At 52.6% G+C, this 19,830-nt stretch carries 13 protein-coding genes and 1 pseudogene; 1 reads left to right on the top strand and 13 read right to left on the bottom strand.

Going from position 1 to position 19,830, the window contains the following annotated elements:
- Nucleotides 1–333: 333 nt before the first annotated feature.
- The 6 genes from SK3146_RS34255 to SK3146_RS34235 form a co-directional block, all read right to left on the bottom strand.
- Complete coding sequence (locus tag SK3146_RS34255; protein WP_249862997.1) at nucleotides 334–1,518, bottom strand: MFS transporter; 1,185 nt, start codon at nucleotides 1,516–1,518, stop codon at nucleotides 334–336.
- 59 nt (nucleotides 1,519–1,577) lie between these two features.
- Complete coding sequence (locus SK3146_RS34250; RefSeq protein WP_249862996.1) at nucleotides 1,578–2,132, bottom strand: MarR family winged helix-turn-helix transcriptional regulator; 555 nt, start codon at nucleotides 2,130–2,132, stop codon at nucleotides 1,578–1,580.
- Nucleotides 2,133–2,311: 179 nt separating this feature from the next.
- Entirely contained in the window at nucleotides 2,312–3,355 is a 1,044-nt protein-coding gene (locus SK3146_RS34245; RefSeq protein ID WP_249862995.1) for a dienelactone hydrolase family protein, read from the bottom strand.
- 428 nt (nucleotides 3,356–3,783) lie between these two features.
- Nucleotides 3,784–4,458 carry a barstar family protein gene (locus SK3146_RS34240; protein WP_249862994.1) on the bottom strand — a complete coding sequence of 225 codons (675 nt, stop codon included), beginning with the start codon at nucleotides 4,456–4,458 and terminating at the stop codon, nucleotides 3,784–3,786.
- Between the two features lie 63 nt (nucleotides 4,459–4,521).
- A complete protein-coding gene (locus SK3146_RS35395) occupies nucleotides 4,522–4,698 on the bottom strand; it encodes a tetratricopeptide repeat protein (RefSeq protein WP_434006849.1) in 177 nt (58 codons plus the stop codon).
- 77 nt (nucleotides 4,699–4,775) lie between these two features.
- Complete coding sequence (locus SK3146_RS34235; RefSeq protein ID WP_249862993.1) at nucleotides 4,776–5,057, bottom strand: hypothetical protein; 282 nt, start codon at nucleotides 5,055–5,057, stop codon at nucleotides 4,776–4,778.
- A gap of 217 nt (nucleotides 5,058–5,274) precedes the next feature.
- Between SK3146_RS34235 and SK3146_RS34230 the strand changes: the two are divergent.
- A pseudogene (locus SK3146_RS34230) lies at nucleotides 5,275–5,430 on the top strand (IS3 family transposase); the annotation flags it as partial.
- Between the two features lie 24 nt (nucleotides 5,431–5,454).
- Here SK3146_RS34230 and SK3146_RS34225 read toward each other — a convergent pair.
- The 7 genes from SK3146_RS34225 to SK3146_RS34195 all read right to left on the bottom strand — a co-directional run bounded on the left by SK3146_RS34225 (nucleotide 5,455) and on the right by SK3146_RS34195 (nucleotide 19,616).
- Complete coding sequence (locus tag SK3146_RS34225; RefSeq protein ID WP_249866543.1) at nucleotides 5,455–6,429, bottom strand: hypothetical protein; 975 nt, start codon at nucleotides 6,427–6,429, stop codon at nucleotides 5,455–5,457.
- 217 nt (nucleotides 6,430–6,646) lie between these two features.
- On the bottom strand, nucleotides 6,647–10,666 hold the full coding sequence (locus tag SK3146_RS34220) for a right-handed parallel beta-helix repeat-containing protein (protein WP_249862992.1): 4,020 nt from the start codon (nucleotides 10,664–10,666) through the stop codon (nucleotides 6,647–6,649).
- A 120-nt stretch (nucleotides 10,667–10,786) separates the two neighbouring features.
- Nucleotides 10,787–13,696 carry an FAD-dependent oxidoreductase gene (locus SK3146_RS34215; protein WP_249862991.1) on the bottom strand — a complete coding sequence of 970 codons (2,910 nt, stop codon included), beginning with the start codon at nucleotides 13,694–13,696 and terminating at the stop codon, nucleotides 10,787–10,789.
- A gap of 59 nt (nucleotides 13,697–13,755) precedes the next feature.
- On the bottom strand, nucleotides 13,756–15,318 hold the full coding sequence (locus SK3146_RS34210; RefSeq protein ID WP_249862990.1) for a type 2 periplasmic-binding domain-containing protein: 1,563 nt from the start codon (nucleotides 15,316–15,318) through the stop codon (nucleotides 13,756–13,758).
- A gap of 95 nt (nucleotides 15,319–15,413) precedes the next feature.
- A complete protein-coding gene (locus tag SK3146_RS34205) occupies nucleotides 15,414–16,307 on the bottom strand; it encodes a carbohydrate ABC transporter permease (RefSeq protein WP_249862989.1) in 894 nt (297 codons plus the stop codon).
- Nucleotides 16,304–17,278: an ABC transporter permease gene (locus SK3146_RS34200; RefSeq protein WP_249862988.1), complete on the bottom strand. Its 975-nt coding sequence runs from the start codon at nucleotides 17,276–17,278 to the stop codon at nucleotides 16,304–16,306. Before SK3146_RS34200 ends, SK3146_RS34205 begins: the two co-directional genes overlap by 4 nt.
- Before the next feature lie 133 nt (nucleotides 17,279–17,411).
- The gene (locus SK3146_RS34195) at nucleotides 17,412–19,616 is read right to left on the bottom strand and encodes a helix-turn-helix domain-containing protein (RefSeq protein WP_249862987.1); all 2,205 of its coding nucleotides are present in this window, start codon (nucleotides 19,614–19,616) and stop codon (nucleotides 17,412–17,414) included.
- Nucleotides 19,617–19,830 lie beyond the last annotated feature (214 nt).

Below are 19,830 nucleotides of genomic sequence, written 5' to 3'. Positions count from 1 at the left end.
CTGTTTCGTCGGACAGACTCCTAAAAGGGTGGTGAAAAAGTCCGCTGCGGCGTCCATTTGATCCTCCAATCGCTGTTGAAATCGGATTCTTTGGATTATTTTCCTATTTTTCTATGGAGAGAATCCGTTTTCAAAGGCGATCGCTTACGCTTTTCCAGACTCAAATGGTCCCTCCGCTCTTTTTTCACCAGGCTTTTAAAAGGGGGTAAAAAACGCCGACTGTCGCATTTGGAAATCATATCCTCCATTTCTTTATATATGAAACGAAGCGTTTTGAAAAGAGTTTTCTTCCTCTATAATTTTTAGCGAAGCAAGCTTTTTCCCATATTGCAGCTATTGCTCCCGAATGAAGAATGCAGCCAGCAGACCGGCGCCCAGGACAAACGCAAGCATCGTAAACGTAAAAGCATAGCTTCCCGCGTTCATCAAAGCGATGGATAGCACCGGCCCCACGCTCGTTCCGGCAAAAAGAATAAACGTATACACCGACACCGCTATCCCGCGGGCCGCGCCCCCCAGGCGGCCTACAAGCGCGACCAATGACGGGACCGCAAGAGCGATGCCCGCTGCAAAAAGAACGCTCGTGCCCGCTATAAGCCATACTTGATGGAGCCAGCCCATAACGAGCAGCCCGATAACGGATATGAGCAGCCCTCCGAACAGCACGCTTCTGACGCGAAACTGTTTGGCCAGTCTTCCCGCAAAAGGTGAGACCATCATCCCGATAATCCCCAGCGACCGGATCGCCAAAATATGCCCGGCATCCAATCCAAAATCCGAACCGCTCAAATAGCTGCCTAACACCGTGTACATACTTACAAACGACATGAGCAGGACGAACGCGACGGAATAAGCCAGCAGAAGATTTTTCTGGCGGATGACCGGCCCGATTTGTTTCAAAGGCTCCAGGATGGAAGCTTGCGGGCGGATTATGTCGCCATTAGGCAGCAGCCTCAGCACCAGAACAAACGTCAGCGCATACACCGCCGCCAAAACATAAAATATCGCGCTCGCGCCGTAATGCGGGCTTATCATACCGCTGAGCACCTGACCGACGATACCGGCTACGAGAAAACCCGTACTAATAAACCCGATCGTCGTGACCCTCCTGCTCTCCGGAAACATCTCCACGGCATAAGCGAGCGCAACCGGAGAAAACGCCGCCGCTGCAGCACCTTGCAGCCCCCGAAGCGCCACGATCCATCCGAACCGGTCTACCGTTCCAAGCAGCAGGGAAATCAGCGCCAACGCCAGAAGCCCGAGCACAATGACCCGCTTGCGGCCGTATCGGTCCGACAAAGCTCCGTACGCCAAGCATCCTGCGGCAAAGCCTAACGAAAATACGCTTCCTGCGGCGGTCGCTTGCGAGGGCATCAGATCATATTTCTCCGCAAACAAAGGAATTAACGGGATCGTAACGTACAAGCTCGACATGACCGCCAAACCGGTCCAGCTTAAAATGACCGTCATCCGTGTATAAGGCCGACCGGCCTCCTCTTGCCTACTGTACTGCAGCATAAAGCACCTCATTTTCCGTTTATTGTAATTAGGCAATCTAACTATATGTGCAAAAAAATTTATCTTCCTGCGTCCAGCCGTTTCTCTATTGTATCGTTCAGCTTAAGCAGCACCTTCTCAAAAACCGCGCGTTCTTCCGGTTCCAGCACTTCCACCAGCGAAGCGCAGGTGCGCCAGAACGCCGGCAGCAGCCGTTCTACCAATTCCTTTCCCTCCGGCGTGATGCTGACATGGATCATCCGGCGGTCCTGGTCGCTCTGTTCGCGGGCAATCCATTGGCGCTTCTCCAGCCAATCCAGCAGAGCTGTGGCCGAAGCCCGGCGAATCCCCAAGCGGGCCGCGATCGCCGACGGCGTGATCATTCCCTTATCCTGGTGCAGTATTAACAGCAGCAGCAAATCCAGCTTGCTTTCGGTAATGCCGTAGGAAGCCAACTCCTCATCCATCACATCGAGAATATGATCGCTAAGCCAAAGCATGACAAGCCCCATATGCGCGGACTTCGCATCCGTCTCCGGCGCGGCCGTCCGTCCCATCAACTGTAAATAAGGCTCAACGCCCAGCCTGGGCAGCCGCTGATCTGTCGGTTGATCCTTGGACGTCTTTCTTCCCATATGTCCACCCTTTTGCCATATAATTAGATTATCTAACTATATTTAAATATAAACGCATCCTGCGCATTTTACAAGGGGAATTATATGCTCTCAGGATACGGCAAACATGAGAAAAGCGGCGCATAGCACCCGATCGACCGTGGGCCAAGCGAAGTAACACGCGCCGCTCCTCGTTTCCGTCACAATTCTTTCAACGTATCGGCAAGCCAATCGAGCGCTTGGGCCCCGCTGACTTCATGCCCGCCTTCATGGATATGGCTGTCCAGCAAATGCTCGCAGCCGAGCTGCTTGTATAGAGCATTCAACTCGCGGATCGCTTCGCGCGCCGTCTCAACCGGATAAATTTTATCCTGCATCCCCGTCTCGATAAACAGCGGCCGCGGAGCGATTAACCCGAGGAAATCCGGCATTTCTCCGGCCTGAAGCAAACCGGGAATATAATTGCACAGACAATGTCGCACATGCAGTATGCTGCCGCGATACGTATTCGGATAGAGCCCGACCACCGACGCCCGAATGCGATCATCCAAAGCCGCCGACAGCGAGGCTACCGTTCCTCCGCCCGAGTACCCGATATTGCCGAGACGCTGCGAATCCACTTCAGGCCGGGTTATCATATAATCCGCCGTGCGCAGCGCCTCATACGCTCTTAAACCTGCCGTCGTCCTGCCGGTCATCAGCAGAGAGACCGACAGATTGTAGCATGAATTTTTGAGGTCGGGGTCGTTCAGCGCCACATCCCGTGCCAGCATCCGGCTGCCGATTCCCGCTTCATCCGGCGCGATCACCACAAGTCCCCTGCGAGCCAGCTCCAACGCCAGATTATCCCCGGGTTTTCCGGTAACCGGCGCCGGCGTGCCGTCAGGCAGCAGACCGACCATACGCTTGCCGCCATAGCCGTGGCCATGCCAGAGCAGCGCGGCGGGAAGACGCTCGCCAGGCCTAATATGCTTCGGAATGACGACATACGCCGGCATCCGCAGTCCGTCCAGCGTAGTAAATTCGACATGCTCGCGGATCACTTCATCCAGCTCCACCCGCTCGGTCACAACCGGATCGAGTCCCCCACCGTTCTCCGGCAGCGGAAACTCGCCGAGCAGCTGCTTCAGCCGTTCAATCAGCCGCGCCCTTTTCTTCTCCCATGTCTCGTCGCGACCAAGCGCCTCCCTGCTTTGCTGCAGCGTATCGTACAGCCTGTCAAGATATCCGTCCGGATGTAACATACAAGCGGCCTCCTCGGCAATTTATTGTTGGTTGAGGTTGACTGACATGCAGTAAAATGATAACGTTTTCTCGCACGTATATAACATAACACACAAGAAATGGGCGTGCTAGATGATCGTAGATTTTTTCCGTGATCCGGCGCTTGCTTGGATGATAGTTTTCTGGGATATGGGCTTGATCCTGAAGAAACGCCCTCCCTCTCTTTGGCATAAGTTTTGAAGCCGATCCAGTTTCCTGATCGCTCAAACCGTTTATAGCAATATGACTCCATGTGAAATAAGTAATTCTTTCATTTGACGGAATCGGAGCCGCTCCGTTTCATTAAGCTGTTCCTTATTGATCAGATCGTCAAGATGCCCATGTTGAAAGCAGAGATAAAACGGCGGTACAGCTCCAAAACCTCCATATAAACAATCCTCAACGCTATCTAGGTTAAACCCGTAATATCCGCCCGGCCATTCATTGCTTCCCCTAAAGCACAGTAAAAAGAAATACGATCAGTTACATACGCCATATCCAAGTAATAATGCTGATCTTCGATCACCTTCTTCTGGGCGACCTGAGAGTGAATGCGGACCACTTCTAGCCAACCTAATCGTTGTTCCTTGGACAGACTTGCCCAGATATTTTTCATAACCGGCTTTGCAATTATCCATTGCTTCCATATCTCCAGCGCTTCAGACGATGGTCCGCCGTGAAGGGCACCGGAGACACTCATAGTGATTTTTTCCTGCGATGTTATATCATTATAAAAAGAAATTGGCTTTTCTGGGGTGAAATAATAAGACCCCATAGGCTCGCCACCTTGTCCCAGTATGCTAAAATGCATCCCAAATATTTTGAGCCTTGCAGACTTACAATGCTGAACAAATGCCTCATCAAACCTCAATCCGGATAAAGTTATTTCATGAAAGTGCTTCTCTCGACTTGCATAATAATCCAAAAAACCTATAATATCCTCGCAATATCCGATAACCAAACCGCTTTCATCGTCGCGTATTGAATATTTATCCATAAAATGAAGCTCCTGCATCAAATTTTCGTTATGATGACTTGCCAATTCATAGCTTGTATGGAAGCTACTCTTGACGATTGTTTTCATTTCGCAGTAAAATCATCACGATCACGTTCATTACTAATTTCCGGGCGTATTTATGCTCATTATTTATTTCAAATACTCTATTAGCCCATTGCATAGAACCCCCAGGTTTAACTTAGTCTCCAATTGGTCATTATTTATCGATAGCGATTGTTGATAGTATGATTTTGCAGTCTCAAATTCGCCATTCTGGAAAGAATAAACACCTAAATAATAGAATACATCTTCACACCCAGGATTCATTTCTCGAGCTCGTTCAAAACAAGGCAGTGCATTCTCAAATTCTCCATTTATTGCAAATCAACTTGCTCATTCAGAAATTAATCGTTGAACTTTGCCATTAATTTCTCAATAATTTTTTTCGTCTTATTCTTTCCATATTTATTATATAAGCTTAATATATGTTCATCGATTTCCCGGTCATATAGCTTAATTTCGTTTTCTACCATTTTCAATTCTTCGATTATACTTTTTCCAATATTTTCATTTTCAGAGGTTTCGAATAAGTCTATGAGTTCCTCAACACTAAACGTCCCTCCTGCGTTGATTCCTTCCAAATATTCTTTAAAAAAGTAGTGTATCGCTTGAAAATTTTTATTCATACCATTCCCTCTCGTATAGTATTTGTTGAAGAGGTTTGAAAACCTGTTTCCAATCCTCTAGAGGACTAGCGTCCGCTCAGGAAATTTCCCATCATTTTTTACTTTGAAAATCGAATCAGGGACTGGACTTTCCGGCATGCTTCTGGACAATGAATCCTAGGGTTCATTCGTTGGAAATCCTTTTAGCCTTCAGTAGTTGTCTACATATAACAGACCCGAAGCAACCTTTAAGATCATCAAGACCGAATTCGTAAACCAGATGACCTTTCAGATTCTTCGTCATCTTGAACTGGAATTATACGATTACGTCAACTGGTTTAATACGCATCGGATTCATGGAACGTTAGGGTATCTGACTCCTGTTCAGTACCGTGACGCAGCCCTTATTCTTAGCATTTCAGCGGCTTGCTTTAGAATGTCGTTCTGTAGAAACGTCGTGATACTTGAAACGTTTGCGGAAATGCTCTTCTACCGCCATTTTGCCGTCGATAATATCCCCTTTGAATACAGTCAGATCAACCGCAATATACTCAAACTCCTCACCGGGAAAAAGGACAAGCTGCAAAGCGGACGGATTCGTCGATACCTTCACGCCGCCAATTCCGCTCCATGCATTGATATTCGCAAAAGGCGGCAGCATCGAGGACGTACTTGGCTTATCTCCATAGACTGCGGGGCCATCCTGCGTTTTCCAGTTCATCTCGGGCTGAACACCCCAGCCATCTCCGGCATCATAGAGATTCTGCCGGACTAGGCTGTTGCTCACGGCCAACTGCAGAAGTCCTAGCTCGCGCGTATACGTGTCGTTGTAAATGGCATGCAGGTATCTGAGCGCTGGCAGCGAGTGACCGTCTGTCCCTTGATCGAGCACCCAGATCCCCTTGTTGGGGGAAAGCGACTTGAGATTGTCCGCTTGCCCTGGCATCTGAAAATTCCCCCGATTCTCAATCTCCGGCGAAAGAATACTGATCGTCGAATCGTTTTTAAACATTTTCACACTTTCAAGATACTGGTTGCCGATGTAGGCATAGGAGAAGGTGGGGCCGATGTCCTTTTTATAATCATAGAGATCACCCCATTCCTCCGGGTTCAGACCATCCAAGTATTTCGTTAATCGCGTGTTGTTTTGGAACAACGGGTAAAGCGCTTCCACTTTGGTCAATCCGATATCCAGATTTTGATGGGCGCGATCCATCATACTGACTTTTCCTGCCCGGTACTGCTCCAGCATATTATTGTGCATCTGATGATAGAACAGCAGACCGAATAAGGAAAACGGTACGCAGATCAGCAGCACATAACCGATGACAAGACGAGGCACAATCCTTACAAGACGAAGCCGTTCTCCAACTCGCCGAAGTACTTGCATCATTTCCAATCAACATCCTTTACGTATGGATAAATCGTCTACCGTAATAATACCATACGCCGTAACGCCGTAAGCATCCTCCTTTCTGACCTCATTATAGCCCTGCCCGAAAGCGCTTCGATACGGTTCATTACTCAGAATTGGGGGTTCATTTTTAAGATGGATGCCGGTAGCACAAAGAGCCCCGCATTAAGCGAGGCCCTTCCCTTTACCGACCCAATTACTCCACTACCATGCTTACGTTCGAAAATATGGCCTTCGCGTAGTCCGTCGCATGATGCGCGCTAAGCGCCATCCCTACCATAAACTCGTTTGGTAAGGCGACCTCCCACGTAGAGTGCTGGATCCAGTCTGCGCCGTCCTTCTTGTAATAAGCCGTGAATGTGTCGCCCTCGCGGACTAATTTCAACTCAGTCGGGGTGCCGATACCTGGGATGGACTGGTACGATGTCGAACCGCCGTCGCTCTGACGTACCGTTACCTGGTTGTTGCCGCCGCCGATAATGCGCGCGAAAACGTTCGCGGCATCAGCCGAATCCGCTCCCCGCATCATAATACCGGCCATCGTTGCCGATGACAACTGCTCGATCGACTCCAGCCGCAAGGTCATTGTTACCTTGCCGCCAGTTGGCATCTCCACCCATTGATACATATAGCCGAATTGATCGGAGGTGCCCCAAACGTCCGCTCCCGAAGCTTCCAGGATAAAGCGGTTTGAGCTTGCGTTGAACGTAGCGAAGGCAGCCTGCGGACCGTATGGCTTCACGCTCCACTCCGAAGGAAGCGGCCCCTCTTCGCCATCCTCGCCCTGCAAGACATGAATCGAGATGTCGTCATAGGCGACCGGTTGACTGTACGCATACAATCCCGGCTTGCCGGAGGCGTGCGAGCTGTCGGCTGCCGTAAGCATGACGTTCCCATCAAGCAGAAGCGAAATCTGTTCGCCCTCGAACGTTAGCGCAAGCTGTCTGAAACCGGAAGTGAAGTCCATATCCATCACGCTGGATTGAGCCAATTGCGTCTGGGCGCCATCGACAAGTCTCAATATCTTGAACCGCTTCGAGCTGCCTTCGTAGAAGGCGTAATAGAAGTTGTTCGAATCCACGTAACGGCCCATCATGCCGATGCGTGTCGGTGCGGCGCTCGCCCACTCATCAATCTTCACACGGGCGCTGATTGCGAAATCCTCCAACACCCTATCGTCACGAATCGTTCGCGAGGAGCCGCTCGTCGTCAAGCTTCGATATACGAGGTTCCCGTTATCCTCTTCGGCGATTTGCCACGATCCGTTCACAGCGTGCCAGCCGTCAAATTCCGTCGATGCATTCGAGCTGATTTTCACTGTAATCGGCTTCTCTTCTTGAAGGTAGGTCGCACCCGCCACAGTTGCCGTTACCGTCAATACCGCCTCGCCGGGCTGCACGCCCGTCACCGTACCCTGACCGTTCACAGTGGCGACGGAGGAAGGCGCAATGGCGTAGCTGATGTCTGCATCCGACAAATCATAATGAGCTCCGAATGCGGTCATGCCATATACATCCATCGTGACCGGCGTATTCATATACACCGTGTCCGGACCGTTGATCCCGATCTGCTGCAGTTGATCGTTCACCAATACGTGAGCAGCGGCAGACTTCGTAACGCCGTCCTTCGTTACCGTTATCGTCACTTCGGCGACTCCTGCACCGTTAGCCGTGACGATGCCTTGGGGCGAGACGGAAGCTACAGACAACGAGTCGGAGGCAAAGGAGATCGCTGCATCCGACAGATCCGCTACGAAACCTGTTTCCGTCCGCACCGTCAGCGCAATCGCCCGGGACTGACCGCTTGCCAACTGAACGAAAGAACGGTTAATCGTATCTCCCTCAAATCGCGGGATCACCCGTTGAATCGGATCGTTGCTGTCGGCGAACGGATAATCCGCCCGAAGCCCGATATCCCCGATATTGAGCTCGCGGAAGCCAAGCTGATAAGCCGGCGAATCGTACCGCAGACGATAGTCCCGCGCATCCGGATTCATGAACAGCGGGTCCGTGCGAAGCGAATGCTGGTCGTACTTGCCGTTATACAGCTTCAGCCATTCCCCGTATTGGCTGACCGGGATCGTGCTGCCGAACGTATACTGACCGGTCGCGCTATGGAACAGGTTGTAGTCCGAACTCGTCAGTTTCTCCGGCGTCCAGTAGTCCATGTAGTACAGATCTTTATTCAAGTTGTAGTACAGATTGCGATCCAGCGTAATTTCGGAGGAAACCATCCCGCCGGTTTCAGTGGAGCCGATCGCGCCACGGGAATCATTGTTGTTGGCGACGACGTTGTTCTTCACCTGAATCCCGATCCCCTTCAGCATCAAGGCGTTGTACTGAACCCCGCCAGGCTGCTGTTGCAGATTCTCGATAATGTTATCCTCAACGGTGACATAATCCGAAGAGTCATCCAAGTAGAAGCCGAAACCGAACGAACTGGACGTTGTCGCCGGAACCGTGTTGTCATGCAAGTAGTTGTTGCGTAAAATATTCCCGCCAGGCCCGCCGTAAGTTGCGATCGGACCGGCGTCCTGGGAATCGTTGACCGCATCGTACACTTCGTTGTACTCCACGATGTTATCTCTTGTCCGTTGGTAATCCCGGAAGTTCTCCTGCGTAATGAGCACGCCGTCGATCGTAGTGCCGATGATGCCGCGGTTCGCATCGAACAGATGAAGCGCATGCCGCTTGATGTCGTGAACGAGGTTATAAGCGATCCGGTTCCCTTCGCTGTAATAATACCGGATGCCACCCGCGTTTCCGTAGAACAATCCGGTCGTGTGCACGTGATTGTTGATAGAATCATTATGGCTGCTGCTCATCGTTGTCACGCGGCCGACCCCTTCGACGCTGATCCCGTTATAGCCGATATGATGAACTTCATTGCTTTCAATGAGGTTATGTTGCGCCCATCCGAGCAGTCGAATGCCGTGCTCTCCGATGTTGTATACTTTGCTGTTGCTCACTGTAAAGTGCTCGATATTTTCCCCGTGAATGCCGTCTCCCAAGCGGTCCGAATTGCGGATGACCAAGGCGTCGAACGCAATATCGTGAATCGGGTCCGTGCTGGAAGCGCCGACCAGTTCCACGATATTTCCCCCGCGCGGGATCGCAACTCCGCCGTTCAAAGCGCCGACATCGAAGGGATAGTAGTAGAGTACGCCAGCTGTTCGATCGATATAAAACTCCCCTGGAGCATCAAGCAGTTCCAATGCATTCTGCACATAGTAGCGCGAGCCCACCCCATTCTCGTACGTTGCGTCGCTTTCCAGCGTAACGATTCGGTTCGTCGTATCGACCGCTTCTACGTCGATCGTATTAGACGACCAGCTCCATTGTCCTGCCGCACCTCCCGGCCAAATGTACACCTGCAGCTCTTCCGGATGAGCGACCGCCGGAATGTCTCCCTTGGCATAGCCGAACTTGCGCTTCGGCAGATCGGAGGCGTAGGTCGCGGTCCGGCTGTATTGATCCTTGCCGTCCGCACGGTTCGGATAGCGGGCCAGCACCGCTCGTTCTTCCCCTTCATAGATGACGTCTACATCCGTTCCGATGCCAATCGGCGCCGAATAAATGTTACCGGAATAGAGCGACCATCCGCCGATCACGCTGCTTCCGTCGAGCACCGCTTCCTCCCCCGGGAAGCTGCGGTAGCTAACCTTGTAGCCGTCGCGACCCGAATCGGCCGACGTTAGCTGGAACGGCTCCGCAAGACGGTAAATGCCTCCCCGCAGATAGACAACGACATCCTGCGTCATCCCTGCGGCGATGTAGGCACGGACGGCATCGCGCGCCGCCGACAACGTGCGCAGCGGCGAATCGATCGCCCCCGTTCCCTCATCATCGCCAGTTGCAGACACATAGAAGCTCTTCACCATCGGATCAGGGTCCATCTCCGGCTCCTGCTGGCATCCGCTATGACCTGGCGGATTTCCTCCGTTGCCGTATCCATTGCCGGTTCGATGGCCAGCGCTGCCGTTGCCTCCGACCGGATGATTGCATCCGTTGCCCGAACCGTTTCCATTTCCACTCCCGTGTCCCGGCTGCCCGCCGCCGTTTCCAACGCCGTTGCCGCTGCCTTGACCAGGATGCCCTCCGTTGCCCGAGACCCCAGTCGCGCCGACAGTCGGAGCCATCATGGTCAATACTAACACTATGGCCAGCGCCGCCAGCCAAACCCGCCTCATGCTGCTTCCGATCAACCTTTTTTCCATTGCCATCCTCATTACCTGCCACACTCCTTTAATGCTATAGATATACAGAAGGAGACAAGCGCGCTAGTGCCAAGCCTGTCTCCGTTGCTGTCTGCTATACACGCGTTATTCGATTTGTGCCTACTTCGCAGTTCCTTCCTCCTGTCGGAGCGCGAATCCCAATTCCCGGCGCGCAGTCTGACGGAAGAAGGAATGGGTGTCGTTCAGATAGGCCGCCAACACTGTCAATCCGACAGCGCTGCCGCATCGAACCGCTGCGCGCGCCAGACTGATTTCGGCGTGCGCCAGCATAAACTGCGGATGGCCCGCGGAATGCAATTCCGTCGCATAGCCGGTTACACCTGGCCGGGACAGCAGTCTATCCATCGCCGGGGCGAGCCGTTGATCCGCTTTCTCCGCCGCCGCATAAGCAATATTAAGCATCCTGTAAAAAAAAGGATGCCGGGGGATGTCCTCTCGCAGCGTATAATACGGCGCAATCCCCGGATGCTGCGGGCCAAAACCTTCGGTATCGGCGATCAGCCGAGCAAGCGGCTCGATCGTCGCCTCATGTTTGGAGCGACCCGCAAGTACAATCAGCCGGTTTACTAAGGTGTAATCGTCACCGTAGTGGCGGCCCTCTCTGAACAACCCGAAGTTCATGTTCAAGTACGGCAGCACCCTATGCCGGCCTTCATCGATCGCGGCGTTAAGCAGCGTCGCCAGTTGTTCCCCGCCAAGATCCGATCCGAACCAGGCGAGCGCATGTGCGACATAACCGCGCTTTCCTTCATTGTAGAGCCTTTCAAGCACGGGCAGCGCGTCATGGTCAGGACGACGGAGCAGCGCAATGAACGCCTCTTCCTCCGATACAGAACATTTGTTCGCTAATTGGTCGATGTCTGACAGCCCCGATTCGGCGAATGCCCAATCCGGCAATATGCCCAGCGTCTTTAGTGTGCTCTGGAGCGCAGGCAAATCAATATTTCGCACATCAGACCGATTGTCGACGGCCATTGCGGCAGCAAGCCCGATGGCGTACCCCGCATTTTTAACATCCGCGTTCATTCGGCAAAAGCTGGTGGCATCCCGTTCGCCCGAAAGCGCCTTTGCGGCGACAAGCAGTCCCTGGATTCCTTTTGGAATATAACATCTGTACGGAATCCGGACTTTGATTTCCTTCCCGGCGCCGAGCCCTCCCATTCTCGCGAGCGGCGAAGAAGTGTAAGCATGGCTGTCCGCTCTGCTGCAAGCTACCGCTATGACATCGTCATGCACCTGATCGTCAAGCAGATCGCGCACCGTCAAGTAGTGTTCGCCGACAATTCTTCTGGATTCGCGCACCGTCACCATAGGGGAAATATGAAAGGAGGAATTGCCCAGATGCCCGTCGCGAACGGCCCGCAGCCGCTCCGAGTACAGATCCGGATGGCAAATGCCAGGGTCTCTTAGAAACCTGTGCATGACATGGAGCGGAGCAGGATACACCTCGGCCCCCCACATACTGTAGCTTTGCACCATGCCAGTCTCCGGATCCCCGATTTCATAGGCTCCACCGGCAAAAGCAGCCATATCGGCGTGGCCCGTCGCATCGATCGTGACATGAGCGCGGATGCCAAACAACCCATCCTCGTTCGCAGCCACGACACCTGTCACACGCATGCCCTCCATAAGGGCGCCGCAAGCGAAGCTGGCCGTGAACACCTGCACGCCCAATTGGACGACACGGTCGTTCAGATAAGAGGCGTGGGGAATGCCGCCGTGCCCCTCGTGCTTGCCCGTCGTCTGCGCAAAAGCTTTCGCCTTCTCGCCAACGCTGTTGTTCATGCCGCTGCGATAGCCGTCATAATAGCCTGTCACGCGACCGACGGTATGCGTCCCGCCCATCAGCGTATTCACCTCGATGACCGCAACGCTCTTGCCGCTTTCGGCGGCAGCCAGCATAGCCATGCCGCCTCCGGAACCGCTGCCGACAACGCAAATGTCATTGTCGAAGGTCATCAATTGATGCTGTATCGTGGACACATCGAACCGTGAAAGCTCAACCTTCAGCCCGTCATCGGCATAAGGCGCAAGCATCGTGCGGTCAAACGGGAGAACAGCTCCCCCGATTCTGAGCCGCTCCACCCCGCACCGGAATGCGGCGCTCTCGCATACCCAGCTTGCGACGGCCCCGGCCTGCTCCCACGACTGGGCGACATCTCCTAGTGAGAACCGCCATCTCAATGATGGCGCAGCCATCAGCCCTGTAATTTCGGGAGGATCGATGGGCTCTCCCGACAACAAAGCATCATAGGCATGGTGACTCAAACTCGCATTCGCAAAGCAGGGAATGTGTTCGCGCAGGGCGGCCGCAACCTCGCCGCTTCGCGCAATTCGCCTCGTTTCCAATTCGCTTCGTGCGACGAACGGCCTCCCTGCCTCCTCCATGTAAGAAAACTCGATCGCGGTCGTATCCTTGCGTAAGGTTGGATGGACCCGCAAACTGCCCCCAATCAGCGAAAGCTTCCCTTCTACAGCTTCGAGGCCAGTCGGCAATCCTTGCATGTTCTCCATCTCAAATACCGCATCTACTCTAACGGTTCCGCTCAAATAGGGCTTACCGTCCGCGATTCGGCATAAATTATGCCGTTCAGTCGCATCCACGACCTTGTTCGCCGCCAGGTGCATGACACCTAACGGCGTTGCCAATAGGACACCCGTTACGCCGTCTTCATCCTGCGTCAATCCAACCGCAATGGCGCTGTACAGCACGGTAACGCCACTAGCCTCCAGCGCTTCGATAAGCCATTGCCGAGTTAGGCCGTCCGGTGCCATAGCCTCTTGATCGTCTCGCATGCTGAACAGCCGGGTCAACCATTGCGGACACTCGCGATTGAACCGTTCCTCACCTTCCAGGTCTACGAACGTGTGGTTGAAAGCCGCAATTTCTCGTCCCGGATATTCCCTTTTTTCCGCGAGTACCACGCTGAGTCCTGCGTCCGCCGCTCGAATCGCGGCCATGCAGCCGGCAAGACCTCCCCCGATCACAATCAAATCAGTATTGCACATCTTAAGTTCCTCCCCGATTTCGACGCCAGTTTGTTCAACCACTCCACGCCTGACAGGCGTCATTTCGATTTATAGATCTCGTTCGCTTCCTTCGTCAGCACCTCGCCGCCAGCCTTCTTCCATTCCTTGACGAAATTCTCAAAGCCGCCGTCCAGATCGACCTCGCCGGTAATAAATTTAATGAAGTATTGCTTCTCCAGGTTGCTCAAGTCAGGGAACTTGCCAGCAGACGGCAGTATGAACTTGACCTGGTTGAACAGCATCGGCACATCCGCCGAGACCTTCGCTCTCCAATCCAGATCCGCCTTCGGACTCCGCATCGGCTCGAACTTCATCGCTTTGGCAGGAAGCAGTCCGTAGAAGGAACCGATCCCCATGTTTTTCAACTGATCCCCGATCTCCGGCTTCTTCGTAGGCAGCCCATCCACCATGTCATAATGGACACCTTCTTGGCCATAGGACAGGAACATCATCGTATCCATATCCGTGTACATCGCATTCAGGATTTCCCAAATTTTCTCCTTCTTGCCCGGTGTTTTTCCTACATCAATCCCCATGCCCAGATAATTGCCTGTTATGCCCCATGCCGGTGCATAGCCCTTATACCCCTCCGCTCCGAAGACTTTCCCGGCCACACGAGGGAAGAAGTTGCTCTTCGTCTTCTTATCCTGCTCTTGCACCGACGGACGATGGTACGTCCAGGAAGCCGTCGTCGTCCCGACCAGGCCGTTGAGGAACTCCTCCTTCTTACCGTCGGCGGTGATAAACTCCGGATCGATGACGCCGTCCTTAAACCATTTGTTCAGAACCTTCATCGCCTGGCGGGACTGCTCCGTCGTCAGCCCGTATTGCAGGTCCCCGCTTGCGTTCAATGCCCAGTAAGTAGGCGCGATATCGAACGCTCCAAATACGTTTTGGAAGCTGTCCGCGATGCTTGTTGCGCCTTTGCCCGTAATCCCGTACGTATCCTTCTTGCCGTTGCCGTCCGGGTCGTTGTTGCGAAATTTGTACATGACATCTTCAAACTCTGCAAACGTCTTGGGCGGTTCGTTATATCCGATAGCCTTCAGCCAATTCTGGTTGTAGTAGGGCAGCAACGGGTAGGCGCCGTCCAAGTTCGTAATCGGAATGCCGTAGCTTTTCCCGGCAATCAGGCCATCGTTCCACGCGCTTGGATTTTTCTCATCGACGAAAGCGGCCAGCTCGGGAATTTTCGCCCGGATTTCGTCCACCGGCAGCTCGGTCAGCAGATTCTGCTTGGAATACGTGTCCACATCGGAAATCCCCCATAGCAGCCATACGTCCGGCACCTCGCCGGAGGCGAGAAATACGTTGAGCTGATCCTTCCAGTTGGTGCGATCGATCCGGATATTTTTCAGTTTGACATTGAATTTCTCTTCGATATACTTCTGTCCGATGCTCCCGTCATCTTTTGGGAAGTCGAAGCTGAGCCAAGAAATTTCAATCGGCTTCTCCGACTTCGTCGTTGCGTTAGATCCTGGAGCTGCCGAGCTTGACGAGCCCGTACCTGTTTTGCCTGCTGTTTCATCATTGGCGCCCGTGCAGCCTACGGCCGACACAAGCAATGTCCCGACGATTAACCCTTTGGACCACCATTTCATCTTTTTTGCCCTCCTTATAGTAGGTGTTGCACATTTATATCAAAGCTGAGGCTGCCACCTGGGATCACCGCCACTCTAATACCATTCACAAGCGATTATCCCTTCAGAGAACCAACCATGATACCTTTGACAAAATACTTCTGAATAAACGGATACACGAGCAGAATCGGCACTGTGCCGATCATGAGAACGGCGGCTTTGATCGATTCCGGCACCGCCTGCGTATGAAGATCCATTCCCTGCTCCATCAGAGATTGCAAGTCGCTGTCCATGTTCTCGACGATGAGTCGCCGCAAATAAATCTGCAGCACGATCTTCGACTGGTCGCGAATATAAATGAGCCCGTTAAACCATTCATTCCACAGATGCACCGCAACCCACAGCGAGATTGTCGCAAGGATCGGCTTCGATAACGGCAAGATCAGTTGGAACAAAATCCGCAGATCGTGAGCGCCGTCAATTTTCGCCGACTCCTCCAGTTCTTCCGGCAGGCCCATAAAGAAGTTGCGGAGAATCAGCATATAGAAAGTGTTGTACAAGCCCGGGATAATAAGCGCCCAGCGCGTATCGTACAAGCCGAGTTCCTTCATTAACAGGAAGGTTGGAATGAGTCCTCCGCTAAAGAACATCGTCAGCACCACCGCCATCGTAATAAAATTGCGATGCGGCAGCGTCTTTTTCGAGAGTGCATATGCGCCCAGTGACATCGCAAATACGGACAACGCGGTCCCGATCAACGTACGAAAGATCGTATTGCCAAAGCCGATCCAGATCCCATCCAGTAGAACGGCTTTCTTGTAAGCAGCCAGTGTGAACTCGCGTGGAAACAGGTGAATGCCGGGCCGGATCGCCTCGGAGGCAGAGCTGAAGGACACCGAAAGCACATGGATAAAAGGGTACAGTGTCATGATACATAACAATGAAATCACGAACACCAGGATAATCTGAAACACTACCTCGCCCTTGCTCATTCTTGTAGACGGTTTCATAGAATCCCCTCCTGCCCCATCTTCTTCACGATGAAGTTCGTCATCATGACCATCGAGAAGGCGACAATATTTTTGAAGAGGCCAACAGCCGTCGTGAAGCTGTACTGAAGCTGGGTCAAGCCGACGCGGTACACATACGTATCCAGAATATCTGCCACGCTGTACACGGCTGGATTATACAAGTTGAAGATTTGGTCGAAACCTGCGCTCAGAATACTGCCCGTCTTGAAAATAAAAAGGATGGCTACGACGTGCATGATGCTGGGCAGCGTAATATGAACCGTCTGCTTCCAGCGGTTGGCGCCGTCGATCTTCGCCGCCTCGTACAGATATGGATCGATGCCGGCCAGAGCAGCCAAATAGATGATCGTTCCCCATCCGATTTCCTTCCAGATGGCGGAGACAACCAAAGTAAACCGGAAATAGTGCGGGTCCCCGAGGAAATAAATCGGCTCGATCCCAAACCAGCCGAGCACGATGTTGACAGCCCCCGTCGTCGGTGACAAGATCGTGATCAGCATGCCGCCGAGCACGATCCAGGAAAGGAAATGCGGCAAATAGGAGATGGTCTGACTGACCTGCTTGAATACTTCAAGACGCAGCTCATTTAATAGAAGCGCCAGAATAATCGGAGCCGGAAAGCCGAAGATGATGTGGTACAGACTGATGATGACCGTATTGCCCAAAATTTTGTAGAAGTCCGGGGACAGCGTAAACATGTACTCAAAATGTTTCCACCCCACCCAAGGACTGCCCCAGATGCCCTGCCGGAGCATATAATCCTTAAATGCGATCTGTACGCCATAAAGCGGTCCGTATTCAAAGATCAAATAGTACACGACCAGCGGAACAAGCATGAGATAAAAGTACTTATGCTTTTGGTAACGTTGATATTGCCTTGACCAGACGGTCGAATTGGGCTTACCCGTAGCGGACTGTGCTGTATGCGCTGTCATAGGTTGCCTGCTCATTGTCTTCCCTCCTTGTGATAGGTGCCGTTCGCAAGGTCAGCGTACCATCGCAAGGAGGAAATGGCTATTTCACATTATGAAAACGCTGTATAAAATCTGAAATTTATGCCTCCCTAGACGATTTTAAACAAAGTTAACCCAAATTGAACTTGATTTTTCCGTTTGCTTGACGATATTGCACAGGTGTGACACCGTATTCCGCCTTGAATTTCGTTGCGAAGTACTGCGAGCTGCGAAACCCGCTGCGCTCCGCAATGTGACCGACAGATTCATTCGTCGAGGTAAGCAGCGCTGCCGCATGCGACAACCGTTCGCTCGTCATGTAGTCGACGAAGGTCATCTGCAGTTCATCCTTGAATAGCTTGCAAATGAACTGCTTGGAGTAGGAAGTCAGCTCAGTCAGCTGTTCCAGTGAGATATCTTCATGAATATGCGCCTGAATATACGATTGGATGCCCGAAAGAATCCGTTCATTGCGTTCATTTCGCTTCTCCGTGCGACTTAAGACAAGCCGTGCGCTTTGTTCGCGCAAATATGCCATAGTGTCAAACAAGGTGAATCGCAGCGGCTCCAGCGCGTGCTCTTTCTCCGATTCATCCTGAAGCATGCATACCTTGGACAGGCTGATTCCCAACTGCATAATCAACAGCTCCACCATCTCGATGGTCGTTCCGCTGGCCAACAGCGTATTCTCGCATGCTTCCAGATAATGCTCAATCTCCTCAACAGAACCTCCGCGGAGCAGCAATTCGAACGTATCCGGCTTGATGTCCGGGTACACGGACGGACGGTGCTGGACCTCCTGGTACCGCACCAGCCTATTCTCCCGTTGAAGGAATCCGTACCTCGCCGCTGTCTGTGCTTCGAGAGCTGACCAGGACAGGTCCTCCAGCTTGGTCACTTCCGTCCCTATCCCTGCGCGGAACCGAATGTCGCCGCCGCTGCGGCGAAGAGCTTGCTCCAAATGCTCCGATACGGCTGCATGAAAGTCGTCGCGGTCCAAGTCTGACATTAATATCCAATACGCCGAACGCGCAGTAAGAATCACCCAATCGCCGCGCAGGCCGAAAGCAGACTCTGGCTCCGCGTGCAGTTGTCCGTATAACCGTTCGATATCCGTTCCGCTAAGTTCCATGTACACCGGTGTATAGCCTTGAGCCTCCGGCAGCAGCACTTCGCCCTCGAACGGTTTAGACAGTCCCGATAGAAGAGCGCGCCACTGCTTCTCCTTCCGCTCCTGGAGATAGCTTCGTTTCTGCTGGTCCATCAGTCCCAGCGCCTGTTCGACGCTGCCCATCACATTATGCGGCGAAGTTGTCTTGTTGAGGCCAGCGACGGCACGAATTCGCTGCACCAAGTCGGCGAAGGTACCGTATACCTGGCGGGAAGCAATAATGGAGACGGCCAGCCCCAGCAGCAAAAGCGCTATTCCAAAAATCCAGATCTCCTGCTTCATCTGCTGCGTCATTACAAGGGCTGAATATTGCGGACGAATCAATACATAATGCCAGTTGAAGAGGGAGTCTTTCGCCGGCGATATCGTAATGACAGACTGCTCTCTTTCCAATGTCGCCTCCCGATGCGCAGCCAGCTCGCCGTGCACCCATGTCAGCGTGTCGGCATCCACCGCACTGGAGCCATTGATCTGTTGCCCGTCTTCAGCGAAGATCAACAGACGATCCTCATGCCCCAACTGCTGCGACGCGTCCTGGATCACCTTCGCCGCATCCAGATCTACGATCATATATCCTTTGACCCGATCCCCTTTCGCAAGGAACGGTAGCGTATGGATATAGGTAAGCACAGGTGTCTGCTCCGTGATGGAGCGGTCGTTATCTGGAACCGTTCGCAAGAACCATTTGTTCGGAGTAATCTCAGCTCCGCTGCGCAGCAGCTCTGCCTGCGGCGACGTATCCGGTGCTTCATGGTAATACTGGTCCAACACGAAGTCATCCTTAAAGAAGTAAAACGAGATGTTATGCAGCAGCGGCAGCGTGAATGATAACGTTTTCAAATCCTGGGTAAACCGGGCCATCCGGGAATAGCTGTCCCCTCGGCCATGTTCCAGTAAATAATTAATTTCACTTTCCGCCTCCGGACGCACCGTATTCAACGCCCGATTCAATAGCGCCGAATGATAGCTTTCCAGCAGCTCCTTCTCCAGCTTTTGCTTCACGGACGATAATCTGGCTTCCCCGGTCTGCCGCATCTCTTCTGACATCATGCGCTCCGTCTTTTCCAGCAGCAATCCTCCGATAACCGTGACCAATACGAGCGTTAATGCAATATGTGAAAACACGAGCTTGGAGAAATAGCTGCCCTTCATTCGGTTCAACATACGGCATGCCTCCTTCGATTCGTTGCTTGCCCGCAATGTAGGCGGGCAGTTATGTACTTATCCATAGGTAAAGGATAATAAACAGGGCAGCAAATGTAAAGGATACCTGCGCGAGATTCTGCCTTCGATCGGGAGGTGAATAGGGATAGCCGAATATTGCGATGCAACACAAAGAGACACCGACCTTACGTTGGTCGGTGCCTCTTTCTTATCT

Origin of the sequence: Paenibacillus konkukensis, assembly GCF_023523925.1 — a bacterium.
Taxonomy (GTDB): Bacteria; Bacillota; Bacilli; order Paenibacillales; family NBRC-103111; genus Paenibacillus_S; species Paenibacillus_S doosanensis.
The sequence above is the reverse complement of the archived record's forward strand: the minus strand, read 5'-3'. Positions and strand labels throughout refer to the sequence as shown.